The following is a 14189-nucleotide window of genomic DNA, read 5'->3' as shown; positions in this document are numbered from 1 at the left end:
GGTCAGTTCGTCGCGGCGGCCGGCGGGAAGATCTTGAGCGGCAAGGTCAGGCTCAACATGCCCGCGGTCCCTTCCTGACGGCGGCGGGCGTCGAATTCCTGGAATACGCGCACCCGGAAGGTGGCCGGGCTGCGGCCGAGGATCAGGTTATAGGCCGCCGTGCCGCCCAGCGCCGCGACCCGGCCCTTGTTGGGGCCGAGCACCGCACCTTCGCCGGTATCGCCGCTGATCTGGTCGTAATAATAGCCGACGATCCCGGCGGAGAATTTCTCGGAGAAACTCTTCTCCACCGCGGCTTCGACATGAAGCTCGTTGCCGGTGTTGTAGTCGGTGACCTTGTTGTTGCCATTGAAAGTGACACCGGCCTTGGCGCTGACGTCCCAGCCGGAATCGGTATCGTGCCAGCTCGCCGCCAGCGAGGCGTCGCCAGCCCAGCGGTGAAACGCGATGTTCGCCAGCTCGCCTTCGCGGTAGTGGCCCACCGGGATATTCACGAAGCCGCCGACCTGCAGGTAGAACTTGTCCCACTTCCAGCCGAGCGACATGTTGGCGAGGGGGTCGCCGATCGCCAGGGTATTGTCGGTGCGGGAGCGGGTGATGGACTGTCCGCCGGGCCCGGAGACGATCACCGAGGCATCGACGAAGGGCGCGGCCAGCGGCAGCGAGCCGCCAAGGGCCAGGGTGCCGCCCAGGAACTTGGTGGAGGGTACCCAGACCAGGGTGGTGAACTGTGCCGCCACGAAGGAGTCGAGGCCCAGCGCGACATTGCCGCCCACGACAAGGCTCTTGTCGGCCGCGATGTCGCCGCCGTAGAAATACATCGTGTCGTCCACGAAGATGCCTTCGACGGGCGGCTGAACGGCGGCGGCGGGGCCGCCGGATCCCAGCAGGTAGATGCTGGTGCCGCCTTCCGAGGCCTGGGCCGTGCCTGCGGCCTGGCTGCATCCCAGCGCCAGGAGACTCCACAAGACGTGCCGGAAATTGACATGGGGCATGTACCGCTCCTGATCCTCTGACTGGTCGAGGAGAGTGCGGCAGGCAGGCCGGGAGCTGAATCGGGGATTACCCCCGGATTGCCCGACGCATGCCCGGGTGGGCGGGGCGGGAGCGGTCAGGGCGGGAGCGGGCCGTCGCTGGGGAACGGAGTAGTCCCGCGCAAAGCCGGTAATGGTCCCGATGTGCGCGCCGCTGCGCTGCGGATAATGTTCTGCGAAAAAGTCGGGACCCGAGACCGGGAACAGAGGAGACTCAAGATGCGCGCGCGCTTGTCCAGATATGCCGTCCTGCCCCTTCTGCTCGCTTGCGCCGTGCCCGCCCTGGCGGCCAAGGCGCCGGACACCTGGGACGGGCTGATGCATGTGAAATCAAGCAAGATCGAGACGGTCTACCTTCAGCCCGATGCGGACTTTCGCGGCTACACCAAAGTCATGATCGACCCGGCGGAAATAGCCTTCCGCAAGAACTGGCAGCGTGAGCATGGCTTTGCCGAGGACAGGGGGCGCCCCGTCTCCAACGAGCAGGCGCGGGATATCCTGGAGCAGGCGAAGACCGGCTTCCACAAGCTGTTCGTGGAAGCTTACCAGAAGGCAGGATACCAGGTGGTGGACCAGCCCGGCTCCGATGTGCTGCGGCTATCCACGGCGGTCGTCAATCTCGACGTGGTCGCCCCGGACCCCATGACGGCGGGCCGGTCGTGGACCTTTTCCCGCGACGCCGGAGGCGGCACGCTGGTGATCGAGGCGCGCGATTCGCGCACCGGTGCCTTGCTCGGCCGTGCGGTCGATTCCCGCAGCATGGAGGACAGCCGGGCCTATTTGCGCAACACCGTGACCAACACGGCGGACTTCGAAGACCTCTTCGCTCACTGGGCCAAGCTGAGCGCTGCGGGCCTCACCGAATTGAAGAGCCTCTCGCCCATCAATGCCGAGGGGATGTCCAAGAAATAGCGAGAATACTGGAAAATAAAAGGTCCGGTCCGAAGCGTGTTCGTAACGTTATTTGCGCGAGTGATGGGCCGGACATGCAATATCCACTCCCCTAGGATGCAAAACAACTTGGTATCGGGTGAAACCCGGATGGCCGAATCGGCCCGCCTTCACGACCATTGCGGTCCTATCGTGCAGAAGGATGCCTATCATGCCGAATGGAAAGCCGAACATCCTGGTCATCTGGGGTGACGACATCGGAATCAGCAATCTCAGTTGCTATACCGACGGCCTGATGGGCTATCGAACGCCGAACATCGACCGGCTTGCCAGGGAAGGCATGAAGTTCACCGACAGCTACGGCGAACAGAGCTGCACCGCGGGGCGCTCGTCCTTCATCACCGGGCAGAGCGTGCTGCGCACCGGGCTCTCCAAGGTGGGTATTCCCGCCGCGCCCACCGGCATGAATGAAAAGATCGTGACCATCGCGGCGCTGCTCAAGGAGCAGGGCTATGCCACCGGGCAGTTCGGCAAGAACCACCTGGGCGACCTGAACCACATGCTGCCCACCAATCACGGTTTCGACGAGTTCTTCGGCAACCTCTATCACCTCAATGCCGAGGAAGAGCCCGAGATGGAGGACTATCCGAAGGACCCCAAGTTCAAGGAACGCTTCGGCCCCCGCGGCGTGATCCACAGCTGGGCGACCGACAAGGACGATCCCACGGAGATGGAACGCTGGGGCAAAGTGGGCAAGCAGAAGATCGAGGACACTGGCCCGCTCACCAAGAAGCGCATGGAGACTTGCGACGACGAATTCGTCGCCGCGGCGCTCGATTTCATCAAGCGGCAGGAGGCGGACGACAAGCCGTGGTTCGTGTGGCTCAACACCACGCACATGCACATGTTCACGCACCCCAAGCCGGAGAGCAAGGGCCAGGCCGGTCGCTGGCAATCCGACTATCACGACACCATGATCGACCATGACAAGAACGTCGGCCAGGTTCTCGATGCTCTCGACGACATGGGCATCGCCGACGACACGTTCGTCATGTATTCGACCGACAACGGCCCGCACCGCAACTCCTGGCCGGATGGCGGCATGACCCCGTTCCGCAGCGAGAAGAACACCAATTGGGAAGGCGCGTTCCGCATTCCGATGATGGTGCGCTGGCCGGGCAGGATCGAGCCCGGCTCGATCTCCAACGGCATCGTCCAGCACCACGACTGGCTGCCCACTTTCCTGGAAATGGCGGGCGAACCCGACATCGTCGAGAAAGTGAAGAAGGGCCACCAGGCGATCGGCCGCACCTACAAGAACCACATCGACGGCAAGAGCCTGCTGGGCCACATCACCGGCAAGGAGAAGGACAGCCCGCGCAACTTCTTCTTCTACATCAGCGACGATGGCGACATCCTGGCGATGCGCTACGACAACTGGAAGCTGGTGTTCCTGGAACAGCGCTGCCCGGGCACCATGCAGGTCTGGGCCGAACCCTTCACCCGGCTGAGACTGCCCAAGATGTTCAACCTGCGGACCGACCCTTACGAGTTCGCGGATATCACCTCGAACACCTATTACGACTGGTTCCTGCACAACGCCTACTTCATCTATGCGGCCCAGACCGGCGCGGCGATGTTCGCGGAGACGTTCAAGGAATTTCCGCCGATCCAGCGTCCCAACAGTTTCACCATCGACGACGCCATCGCCAAGATGGCCGATGCCGCTGCCGGTTCCAGTTGATGGGGAGCGCGCGCCTTCCGATCCTCCTTTCGGCACTGGGTGCCGCCGCGATATTCGTATCCGCGGCGGCCCAGTCGCCCCAGGGAACCACTGCCGGCCCGGCGCCCGTGCAGACGGGCGCTCCCAGCGCCGGACCGCCCAGCATCACCGCCAAGCTGCCGCCGGGCATGCCGAAGGGCTACCTCCCGCTCTCGCAGCTTCCGGATAGCCTGGCACTGCTGCCGCCGCCACCGGCAGAAGGATCGGCCGCGTTCGCGCGGGACGAGGAAACGGACAAGGCCATGGCCCGGCCGAAAGACAGTCCGCGCTTCATCCAGGCGGCGAGCGATGCCGATCTCAAGCCGGCGCATGCCTTCCAGGCCTTTGCCTGCGCCGCCGGCGTGATACCGGATGCCAAGCGCACGCCGGTGCTCTACCGCGTGATGAGCAAGGCGATGATCGACATCGGACTCTCCACCTACAAGGCCAAGGACCACTATCGCCGCGTGCGGCCTTTCGTGGCTCACGGCGACACGACCTGCTCACCGCAGGACGAAGCCGTGCTGCGCACCGACGGATCCTATCCCTCCGGCCATAGCGCGCTGGGCTGGGGCTGGGCGCTGATCCTGGCCGAACTCGTGCCCGATCGCGCCGATGCCATTCTCCAGCGCGGCCGTGATTTCGGGGATAGCCGGCTGGTCTGCAATGTCCATTGGGCAAGCGATGTCGATGCCGGGCGACTGATGGCGGCGGCCACGCTGGCGCGGCTCCATGCCGAGCAGGCGTTTCGTGCCGACCTCGACGCAGCGCGCGCCGAACTGGCCAGGACCGGAACGAAGCGCGCGCCGTCCGTAGAGGCATGCAGCACGGAAGCCGCGGGGCTTCGGCTGCAATAACGCGCGTCAGAAGTTCGGCAGGGGTTGCTCGGCAAAGCCCCAGCCGCGCAAGTCGGCTGCGTGTTCGATCAGGGCTTCGGCATCGTCGATCGAGAAGGGATGGGCGTCCTTCATTCCGTCCAGCTCGTCCCAGGAGATCGGAACCGCCACCGGCGCTCCGGCGCGGGCTCGGGCGGAATAGGGCAGGACGGCGGTGCTGCCGCGCTGGTTGCGCAGCCAGTCGATGAAGATCTTGCCCTTGCGCTTGGCCTTGCTCATCGTTGCCACGAAGCGGTCTGGTTCGGCCGTGCTCAAGGCTTCGGCGAACCGGCGGGCGAAGTCCTTGTGGCTGTCCCAGTCATGGCCGGGCGTCAGCGGCACCACGACATGGACGCCTTTGCCGCCTGACAACATGGCGAAGCTGACCAGGCCGATATCCGCAAGCTGGCGGCGCAAGTCCTGCGCGGCGCGGCGGCAGTCTCCGAAGTCCAGCCCTTCGTCGGGATCGAGGTCGAAGATCAGCCGGTCCGGCTTCTCGACGGCGTCCGCCCGCGATTCCCAGCCGTGGAACTCGATGGTCCCCATCTGCACGCAGGCGACCAGCCCTTCGGCGTCGTCGATATAGAGGTAGTCCTCGCTGCCGCCATCCTTCTCGCGGATCGGGACGTGAGAGACGTGAGGGCCGAACGAGCCGCTGTCGTGCTTCTGGAAAAAGCATTTCCGGGCGCGACCCTGGGGGCAGCGGACGAGGCTGATCGGCCGGTTGGCGGCGAAAGGCAGCATGAGTGGGGCCACTGCGGCATAGTAGTCGGCAAGCTGGCCCTTGGTCTGGCCGGTCTCCGGGAAGATCACCCGGTCCCGGCTGGATATTTCGACGTCGATCGCGGCCTTGGGGGCGGACTTGGGCATTTCGGGGGTGACCTCCTTCGCCGGCTTGTCGCTGCGCAGGCCCAAGAAACTGGCGTGACGCACACGCCCTTCGGTGGTGAATTCGGCAAAGGCGATCTCGGCGACAAGCTTCGGCGTTACCCAGGTCGCGCCGCGCGCTTCGGTCCGGTCGACTTCCACCGGCGCGGTCTTGCGGACGAGCGGCGCCAGCCGGGCCGCCAGATCGCCCAGGGTGTCGCCGTCGAATCCGGTGCCCACTTTGCCGCGATAGACCAGCTTCCCCTCTTCGTACTGCCCCAGCAGCAGCGAGGAAAACGGCCGTCCCTTCGCACTCGATCGGCTCCATCCGACCACCACGAATTCCTGCCTGCGGGTACATTTCACTTTGACCCAGTTGCGGGTGCGGCGGCCCGCATAGGCGGCGTCGATGCGCTTGGCGATCACGCCTTCCTGGCCCGCCTGGCACATCGCCGCGTAGAGCTTTTCACCCGCGCCGATCACATGGTCTGCCACGAAAAGCGGGGATCGGGCATCGGCCAGCAGCGCTTCCAGCCGCTCCTTGCGCTCGATATTGGGGAGCGGGGCCAAGTTCCGCCCATCGAGTTCGAGCAAATCGAAGGCGTGGAATTCCAGTTTGTCGCCGGGTTTCTGGCTGCCGTGTCCGCGCTTGAGCACGGCCTGCAGGTTGGAGAAGCTGGGATTGCCGTCCGGTCCCCGGGCAATGATCTCGCCGTCGATCAGGCTGGGCGGAAGGTCGAGCGCGGCGAAAGTGTCTGCAAGCGGGGCGAACTTGTCGCTCCAGTCGAGGCCGCTGCGGGTATATATTCGCACGGTATCACCGGCGACGGCGGCGAGCGCGCGGTAGCCGTCGAACTTGATCTCGTGCATCCACAAGTTGCCGTCCGGCACGGCATCGACGAGCGTGGCCAGCTGGACCGCGCGAAACTTCGGCGGGGCGCCTTTGGCCCGGCCGCCGGGCCGCCGCTTCGCTGGAGGCCTGGCCGTCTTGGCAGTCTCCGAATTGTGCTGCGCGGCGTCGTCCATGGCATCGGCAAAGGCCTTGCCCTTCTTACCCTTGAGCGACTGCGTGCCCGCCTTGTCCGCTGCGATCTCGGCCATGGTACGGCCGGTGAGCACGCTTTTAAGCCCTTCCTCGACCAGTTGATCGCCGGAGACGGCATGGCCGTCGCTGACCTTGCGCAGCAGCCAGTTCTCGCGCTTCTCACCGGGGCGGCCCTTCATCCGCACCAGCAGCCACTCGCCCTTCATCCGCTCCCCGTCGAGCGTGAAGTGGAGGTGTCCTTCCTCCAGGTCCTTCGCGCTCTTGCCCGGGATCGGCGCCCAGGTGCCTTCGTCCCAGAGCATGACGGTGCCGCCGCCATATTCGCCTTGCGGAATGTTGCCTTCAAAGCGGGCGTAGGAGAGGGGGTGGTCCTCGGTACGGACGGCCAGCCGCTTGTCCTCGGGATCGGCGCTCGGGCCCCTGGTCACGGCCCAGGACTTGAGCACACCGTCCACTTCCAGCCGGAAATCCCAGTGCAGCCGCCGCGCGGCATGCTTCTGGACGATGAAGATATTGCCCGCTTCGCTGTTCTGCCGCTTACCGGCCGGCTCGGCGGTTCGGGCGAAGTCCCGCTTGCGGTTGTATTCGGCGAGAGGGTCGGACTTGGCCATCCTTACCGTTCCTTACCGTTCCTTGATGGGCGAAGGATGCCGCCGGTCCCAGCGCGCCTCCACGAAATGCAGCGCCGTCACCATGACCAGGCTGACCAACATGCCGATGGCCACCAGCGGCCACTGCCCGGCGCCGCAGGCGATGCCGATGATCGCGGTCAGCCACATATGCGCGGCTGTGGTCAGGTTGCGCAGGCGCCCGCGGGAAAACACGATCAGCCCGGCTCCGATGAAGCCCACGAAAGCGCCGGTCGCCTCGAAGATGCGCAGAGGGTCCATGCGCGGTCCGTCGAGCTGGAAGTAGAGGGCTATGATGGAAGTGGTCATCGTGGCCGCCGCCACGCAGACCAGTCCGTGCGTGCGCAGGCCGGCCGGATGGCCGTGCCACTCGCGGTCGAGGCCGAGCAACAGGCCGACCACGGCGGCAATGCCAAGCCGCAGCAGAACCTCGGAATCGATCGCATGGAGGGGGATCGCCGGGTTGAGTTCCATGGCTCAGGCGCGCTTGCGGCTTCGCGTGGTCGTGGTGCTCGTGGCCTTCGTGGTCTTGGCCGGGCTCTTCGTCGCCGCCGGCTTCTTGGCGGCAGGCTTCTTCGCCTCGGCCTTCTTGGCAGGTGCCTTCGCCGCGGAGCCCTTGTCCGCTGCGGACTTGCTCGCAGGCGCCGCTTTCCCCGTGCGGCTGCCGCTGTCGCCGACCGACTTCTTGAGCGCGGCCATCAGGTCGATGACATTGCTCTTGCTGCCGCCCGATGGATCCCCGACGTCCTCCAGCACGCGCTTGTTGCTTTTCGACTTGGCCTTCTTGTCGATCAGCCGGTGAAGGGCATCGATATAGCGATCATGGAATTCGGCGGGGTGGAAGGGCGCGCTCTTCTTCTCGATCAGCGTGGTCGCCAGGTCGAGCAAGTCGGCGTCGGGCTTATCCTCGCCGATCTCGCGGAAATAGCCCTGCGCCTTGTGGACTTCGTCGGCGTAGCGAAGGACTTCCATCACCAGCCCCCGCCCGCACGGCTTGATCGAGACGAGTTGCTCGCGCCCGCGCACCGCCAGTTGGCCAAGCCCGACCTTGCGGCTTTGGCGCAGCGCCTCGCGCAGGACGACGTAGGCTTCCTCGGCAAGATCGTCCGCGGGGACGACGAAGTAGGGCTTTTCATAATAGAGCACGTCGATGTCGCCCGCGTCCACGAACTGCACCAGTTCCAGCGTCTTGCGGCTCTCGATCTTGACGGCTTCGATCTCTTCCTCGTCGAGCAGCACGTAGTTGCCCTTGGAGATTTCATAGCCCTTGATGATCTCGTCGCGATCGACCGGGCCTACGCCGGGCGCGACTTTCTCGTAGCGGATGCGCTTGCCGCTCGGTTCGTGGATCTGGTGGAACGAGATGGCGGCGCCGGACTTGGTAGCCGGGTAGACCTCGATGGGAATCGACACCAGGGCGAGCCTGATCTGTCCTTGCCAGTATGCGCGTGCGGCCATGGCCCGTTCCTTCCTCGCCGATGAGAAAGGCGCGGGCCCTGGGTTGGTTCCCGCAAAGCGGTTCGGAGAGACGTCAGCCGACGACGATGGCGCTGATCCGGTGGAAGAAGGGGTGATGCGGCGTGGCGCCGTGGGCCACCTGGGTGAACATCCCGTCGCCCAGGTTGGGAAGCTTCGATTCGACCCCGCAGACTTCCTCGCCGCCGCGCACGTCGATATGCGCGTGGAGCTTGCCGTCGAACTCCAGGCCGATGTCGACCGCATGCGGGAACTCGGCGCTCAGCACTTCCAGCACCCGATTGAGCCGGTCGGTCAGCGATTCTTCCGAGGAGGCATTGGGAAGCGAGGAACCGTCGATCGAGTAAAGGGATGCATCCTTGCGCATGGGGGGCGCCTCCTAAGAATTTCCGGAAGGGATAAGATCGGAAGGGTACTGGGCTGATCGGCCTCCAGCTTACCTGTTTTCCCGTAACAGGAAACACCGCAGTTTCCCCGAGCGACGCGGTCCGTCCCGTTTCAGGCCGGCCCGCTGCCGCGGCCATGCGGGCTGTCCAGATCAAGTATCGGGCCGGACGGGACAATCCCGGTGGGATTGATCGTGCGGTGGCTCTCGTAATAATGGCCCTTGATGTGCTGGAAGTTTACCGTGCCGGCTACGCCCGGCGTCTGGTAGATGTCGCGCAGGAACCCCTGCAGGTTGGGATAATCGAATATCCGCCGCAGGTTGCACTTGAAGTGGCCGACGTAGACCGCATCGAAGCGCACCAATGTGGTGAACAGGCGGATATCGGCCTCGGTCAGTCTGTCGCCCACCAGATAGCGATTGCGCGACAGGCGATCCTCCAGCCAGTCCAGCGAATCGAACAGCGGCTGGACGGCCTCCTCGTAGGCGTCCTGGCGGGTCGCGAAGCCGGCCTTGTAGACGCCGTTGTTGACCGTATCGTAGACCCGGGCGTTCACCGCATCGATCTCCGCGCGCAGGGCTTCGGGGTAGAAGTCTCCCGGCGCCGCGCCCAGCCCGTCGAAAGCCTGGTTGAACATGCGGATGATCTCGGAGGATTCGTTGTTGACGATCCGCCCGGTCTTCCGGTCCCAGAGCACCGGCACGGTCACGCGGCCGCTATAGGCCGGATCGGCGGCGGTGTAGACCTGGTGGAGGAAGCGGGCCTGGTGGATCGGGTCCGGGATCACCCCGGGCGCCGGATCGAAGGTCCAGCCCTTTTCCAGCATGAGCCAGTTGACCACCGAAACGGAAACCAGTTCCTCCAGCCCCTTGAGCGCGCGAACGATCAGCGTGCGGTGCGCCCAGGGGCAGGCGAGGCTGACATAGAGGTGATAGCGGCCGGGTTCGGCGGCGAATTCCCCGTCCGTCGTCACCCGGTCGCGAAAGGCGGCGTCCTTGCGGACGAAACGGCCGCCGGTGGATTCGGTGTCGTACCAGACGTCATGCCATTGACCGTCGACCAGCATTCCCATGGATGGCTTCCCTTTGTGCACGGATCGCGCCGGATTGCCGCCCGCCGCTTCATACCTTCAGGACGTCCGGACGCGGTGTTTGTGCCCGTGGGATGTCAGTTCTTTCGCGAGGCGCCGGTTTTCCAGCAGAGCCAGGCCACGTTGAGCCAGGCGCCCATCGTCAATTGCCCGGCCCAGGCGACCAGCGCATAGCCGAAGCCGAAGACGGCAATGTCGATCGCGAGGACCAGTCCCACCAGAGACCAGCCGGCGGTCCGCGCCAGGCGGCTCTCGCGCTCGGTCAGGGCGCGGCCGGCAAAGTCGCGCTGGTGGCGCTTCATCGAAAGCGCGAGGGCGGTAAAGGCGCCGGCGGAGAGGAGGACGGCGAGAAGGTGGATCATGCGGCCATGGCCTCCGGGGTCTTGCGCCGAACGGCGCGGGGGCCTTCCGCCCGCTTGCGCGCGGCGCGGCGCGCGCCCTTGGCGAAGCCGGCGGCCAGCACCAGCATCACCAGGTCGAACGAAACGAACAACCAGTCGCCCGCAAGGAGGCTGGCGGGCAGTCCGCGCGAGGTGGTCAGGGCGTTCACCACCGGCACGGCTGCGAACAGCGCGGCGGCGAGGCCGAGCGCCTCGGGCCAGGCGCGCGCCGAGGGGCGAACCACCGCCCAGACGAAAACCGCCAGCCAGGTGAGAAACAGGCTGTTGATCTCATGATCGGCGCGTTCGGCCATGCTCAGGGGCAGGAGGCGGTTGGCCAGGAAGTAGGCCGCTATGCCGGCCGGAAAGCCCGCGACGGTGGCGATGTTGAGTTTCTCGACCAGGCGGAAGCCGAAGTGCGGATGGCTGGGATCGGGCAGCTTGGTGCGGCGCTTGACCGTCCAGAGCACCAGTCCGCTGCCCACCATGATCGTGCCGCCCAGGCCCGAGAGGAAATAGAGCCAGCGCAGGCCGTACTCGGCGTAGCGTCCCGCATGAAGGCCGATCATCACGCTTTCGGTGGCGAGCGCCGCGCCCTTTGCCATGCTGTGATCCGCCGGGCGGCCGGTGATGCCGTTGAAGGAGATTTCCTCGCCGCGCGAACCGATGGCGCCTTCCGATGCGCGGGCGATGTTGACCATGGCGGTGGAATCGCCGGGATTGGTGATCTTCACGTAGCCCACGCGCTTGCCGTCCCACGCGGCCGAAGCGGTGCGCATCAGCGGTGCCACGGCTACGAGCGGTGCAGGATTGCCGCTGCGCGCCACGTCCACGCTCTTGCCGAAGACGGCGTCCTGGAACGCCGTACGGTCGGCATAGTTCGCGGCAATGCCCCAGGGCATGTACATGATCGCCAGCGTGACCAGGCCGGTGAACGTGATCATCAGGTGGAAGGGCAGGGCGATCACGGCCGTGACGTTATGCGCGTCCAGCCAGGAACGCTGGCCCTTGTTGAAGCGCAGCATGAAGAAGTCGGCGAAGATCTTCTTGTGCGTGATGATCCCGGACAGGATCGCCACCAGCATGAACATCGCCGCCACGCCCACCAGGTAGCGGGCCCATAGCACCGGAATGTAGTGCAGGTCGAAATGGAAGCGATAGAGGAAGTAGCCGCCGCGCGTGTCGCGGGTGGAGACTTCGCGGCCGCTCTGGTCCAGCACGGCGCTGGTATCCGCGCGCTTGCCGCGCTTCTGGCCTTCGGCCGCCTGCCAATAGACTTGCGTGGTGGCACTGCGGCTGTTGGGCAGGGAGATGTACCAGCTCGTCGCATCGGGCGCGGTGCGCTGGAGGAAGCGGACGGCGCCCTCGGCCGAAGTGACCGGATCGGCGCTGCCGGTGATCTCCGGCTGCATCCAGCGCGTGATCTCGTCCTGGAAATAGGCCGAAGTGCCGGTGGCGAACATGGCGAAGAGCAGCCAGCCCAGCAGCAGCCCGGTCCAGGTATGGAGAAGCGCCATCGACTGGCGCAGACCCTCCTTCACAGCCGGCCTCCCATGCCGAGCGAGAGCCAGAGAGCAGCCCCCAGCACGCCGCCGGAGATCGCCAGCCAGAGCCAGAGCCGCGAGACCGAGCGCAGGCCGAACGCGAAGAGGGCGATCGTGGCGAAAATGGCGAAGGAAAGCAGTGTGGCGGTGACGCTCGCCTCAGCGGGATTGACCGCCAGACCGTGCGCCAGCAGCCGCGCCAGGCAGGCCGTGGCCAGCGAGGTGACCAGGTAGTTCGCCGGAACCGCTGCGACGATGCGCGACGCGACGTTCCAGCGGCCGATGCGGCGGCCTGCGGGACCCGTCGTTCTGGCATTCGCGGCACTCTTGGCCATGCTCGTTCTTCCCCCGAGAGCAGGATATTGCAAATCAATCGCAAGAATGGCCGGTAATTTCGGCGGGCTCCGGAGTCAATGGTTCAGAATGGCGAGGCGGCTGCGGAAGCGCCATTGGGACGGGAGGATGCGGGGCGGGCAGGGCGGGTGTGCGGGGTTTCGCGCTGCCGGCGAGAGGGCTGGTGCGCGCGTTAAGAGCGCTTGCGCATGGGGATTTCCTCAAACCGTCATGGTGCCCGCCTAGGCAGCGCGCGCCGGACTTTGGACGGCCGGGCGCAGGGTGGAAAAAATCGTGTTATCGAATGCCATGGATCGTCCTGCGGCGCCGCCGCAGGACTGGAATGCAGTGAGGTCCACGCTTCTGCGCTACCTCCGTGCGCGAGGGGCGCGACCGGACGTGGCGGACGACGTGGCGCAGGAAACGCTTGCGCGCCTGATCGCTCTCAGCCAGACGCAGCAGATAGGCAGCCTTTTTGCGCTGGCCTTCAGGATCGCGGACAACCTGATGATCGACACGCGGCGCCGGGAAATGCGCCAGGAGACGCAGCACTCTGATGACGTTGACGACGAATGGGAAAGCGACGACCCCTCGCTCGACAGGATTCTCGATTCGCGCCGGGCGCTCGACGTGCTCTCGCTCTGCCTGCGACGGATGCCGCCGCTGCGCCGCGAAGTCCTCATCCGCAGGCGCCTGAATCATGAAAGTTGCCGTGCGATCGGCGAAGATCTCTCGATGAGTGCGAAGGCAGTGGAAAAGCATATCACCCGTGGCCTGCTGGATCTGCGCGCGGCGCTCGATCGCGCCGGCGTGGACTTCGCGGAGTTCGCCTGATGACGGCCCAGAGGCAGGAATTCGACGTGATCGACCGGGAGGCCGCAGAATGGGTCGACCGGATGAACCGTCCGCTGCACGACGCTGAAGTCGCCGCCGAGTTCGATCGCTGGATCATGGGCGATCCGCGCCATGTCGAAAGCTATGCGCGGCACCAGGCGCTCTGGCAGTCCGGCAGCTTGCGCAGTGCCCTGGAGGTCGCCGAAGCCGCGCCCGACGATTTCGGCACCTTCGAGGATGAGGCCGTGCCGAATTGGGCCGGGCAGGCGTGGAAGCAGTTCGCGGGCTTCGCGGCCGTGGCGCTGTGCCTGGTGGTCGTGCTCTCGATGGGCGCCCGCACGCTGGTGAGCGAATCGAGCTATGCCGCCGCCCGCGGTACCTCGCGCGAAGTCGTGCTGCCGGACGGATCGAAAGTGCGCATGAGCGGCGGGACCCGGATGGACGTGCGCATCACGCCCTGGTCGCGCGAAGTCGCGCTCCAGAACGGCGAGGCCTTCTTCGACGTGGCGCACGAGAAAGTCCGCACGTTCTCGGTCAACGCGGGCGATTCCCGCGTGACCGTGCTGGGTACGGCTTTCGACATCGACCTGGTGGACAGCCAGACGCGGGTGGTGCGCGTCTATCGCGGCCTGGTCAGCGTCGATGCCGGGGCGGGGCGGCAGTGGCGGCTTCCCGCAGGCAACGGGATCGAAGTCGGCGGCGGCCGGGTGCGCAGCCTGGGCGACGTGCGCGGCGATCATCCCGGCTGGATCGACGGCTGGTTCGACGCGGACGACACTTCGGTTCAGCAGCTGGTGCAGCGCATCAATCGCGGTTCGGACCTGCCGGTGGTGCTGGCCGATCCGGGATTGGGCCAGCTGCTCGTGACCGGGCGGTTCCAGACCTCCGATCCCGAGATGGTGCTGGAAGCGCTGGCGGCGATCCACGATCTGCAGTGGCGCAAGGAAAAGGCGCGCTACGTCCTCTCCCATTGAGTTCGTTTGCAGGGCGCCGGCTTCGGGCGTTCTGCGGCGGCGCGGCCAGGCCCGCTCATGTCATCGTCT

At 65.7% G+C, this 14189-nt stretch carries 14 protein-coding genes; 5 read left to right on the top strand and 9 right to left on the bottom strand.

Features of this window, described 5'->3' with window-relative positions; all coding sequences use genetic code 11:
- Nucleotides 1–2: 2 nt before the first annotated feature.
- On the bottom strand, nt 3–995 hold the full coding sequence (locus tag EDF57_RS04390; RefSeq protein ID WP_134093194.1) for a transporter: 993 nt from the start codon (nt 993–995) through the stop codon (nt 3–5).
- A 258-nt stretch (nt 996–1253) separates the two neighbouring features.
- Between EDF57_RS04390 and EDF57_RS04385 the strand changes: the two genes are divergently transcribed.
- The 3 genes from EDF57_RS04385 (at nt 1254) to EDF57_RS04375 (ending at nt 4544) form a co-directional block, all read left to right on the top strand.
- Nucleotides 1254–1946, top strand: a complete 693-nt coding sequence (locus EDF57_RS04385; RefSeq protein WP_132263524.1) for a DUF3313 family protein — start codon at nt 1254–1256, stop codon at nt 1944–1946.
- Between the two features lie 190 nt (nt 1947–2136).
- Nucleotides 2137–3669 carry an arylsulfatase gene (locus EDF57_RS04380; RefSeq protein ID WP_134093193.1) on the top strand — a complete coding sequence of 511 codons (1533 nt, stop codon included), beginning with the start codon at nt 2137–2139 and terminating at the stop codon, nt 3667–3669.
- A complete protein-coding gene (locus EDF57_RS04375; protein ID WP_134093192.1) occupies nt 3669–4544 on the top strand; it encodes a phosphatase PAP2 family protein in 876 nt (291 codons plus the stop codon). Before EDF57_RS04380 ends, EDF57_RS04375 begins: the two co-directional genes overlap by 1 nt.
- A gap of 6 nt (nt 4545–4550) precedes the next feature.
- Here EDF57_RS04375 and ligD read toward each other — a convergent pair whose 3' ends face one another.
- From ligD to EDF57_RS04335, 8 genes are all read right to left on the bottom strand, one after another.
- Nucleotides 4551–7085, bottom strand: a complete 2535-nt coding sequence (gene ligD / locus EDF57_RS04370) for a DNA ligase D (protein WP_134093191.1) — start codon at nt 7083–7085, stop codon at nt 4551–4553.
- Nucleotides 7086–7097: 12 nt separating this feature from the next.
- Complete coding sequence (locus tag EDF57_RS04365; RefSeq protein ID WP_134093190.1) at nt 7098–7577, bottom strand: MgtC/SapB family protein; 480 nt, start codon at nt 7575–7577, stop codon at nt 7098–7100.
- Between the two features lie 3 nt (nt 7578–7580).
- Nucleotides 7581–8561, bottom strand: a complete 981-nt coding sequence (locus EDF57_RS04360) for a Ku protein (RefSeq protein ID WP_134093189.1) — start codon at nt 8559–8561, stop codon at nt 7581–7583.
- Between the two features lie 73 nt (nt 8562–8634).
- The gene (locus tag EDF57_RS04355) at nt 8635–8946 is read right to left on the bottom strand and encodes a hypothetical protein (protein WP_243840866.1); all 312 of its coding nucleotides are present in this window, start codon (nt 8944–8946) and stop codon (nt 8635–8637) included.
- Between the two features lie 131 nt (nt 8947–9077).
- Complete coding sequence (locus tag EDF57_RS04350; RefSeq protein ID WP_134093188.1) at nt 9078–10037, bottom strand: glutathione S-transferase family protein; 960 nt, start codon at nt 10035–10037, stop codon at nt 9078–9080.
- A gap of 95 nt (nt 10038–10132) precedes the next feature.
- The gene (locus EDF57_RS04345) at nt 10133–10417 is read right to left on the bottom strand and encodes a DUF3325 domain-containing protein (RefSeq protein ID WP_134093187.1); all 285 of its coding nucleotides are present in this window, start codon (nt 10415–10417) and stop codon (nt 10133–10135) included.
- Entirely contained in the window at nt 10414–11976 is a 1563-nt protein-coding gene (locus EDF57_RS04340) for a PepSY-associated TM helix domain-containing protein (RefSeq protein WP_134093186.1), read from the bottom strand. Before EDF57_RS04340 ends, EDF57_RS04345 begins: the two co-directional genes overlap by 4 nt.
- Nucleotides 11973–12314, bottom strand: coding sequence for a hypothetical protein (locus EDF57_RS04335; RefSeq protein ID WP_134093185.1), 342 nt, complete (start codon nt 12312–12314; stop codon nt 11973–11975). Before EDF57_RS04335 ends, EDF57_RS04340 begins: the two co-directional genes overlap by 4 nt.
- 307 nt (nt 12315–12621) lie before the next feature.
- On the opposite strand from EDF57_RS04335, the gene EDF57_RS04330 reads away from it, so the two are divergent.
- The gene (locus EDF57_RS04330; protein WP_279388316.1) at nt 12622–13146 is read left to right on the top strand and encodes an RNA polymerase sigma factor; all 525 of its coding nucleotides are present in this window, start codon (nt 12622–12624) and stop codon (nt 13144–13146) included.
- Nucleotides 13146–14120: a FecR domain-containing protein gene (locus EDF57_RS04325; RefSeq protein WP_132263502.1), complete on the top strand. Its 975-nt coding sequence runs from the start codon at nt 13146–13148 to the stop codon at nt 14118–14120. Before EDF57_RS04330 ends, EDF57_RS04325 begins: the two co-directional genes overlap by 1 nt.
- Nucleotides 14121–14189 lie beyond the last annotated feature (69 nt).

It is taken from the genome of Novosphingobium sp. PhB55, assembly GCF_004368805.1.
GTDB lineage: Bacteria > Pseudomonadota > Alphaproteobacteria > Sphingomonadales > Sphingomonadaceae > Novosphingobium.
Note: the sequence above shows the minus strand (reverse complement) of the source record. Positions and strands in the feature narration are given on the sequence as shown.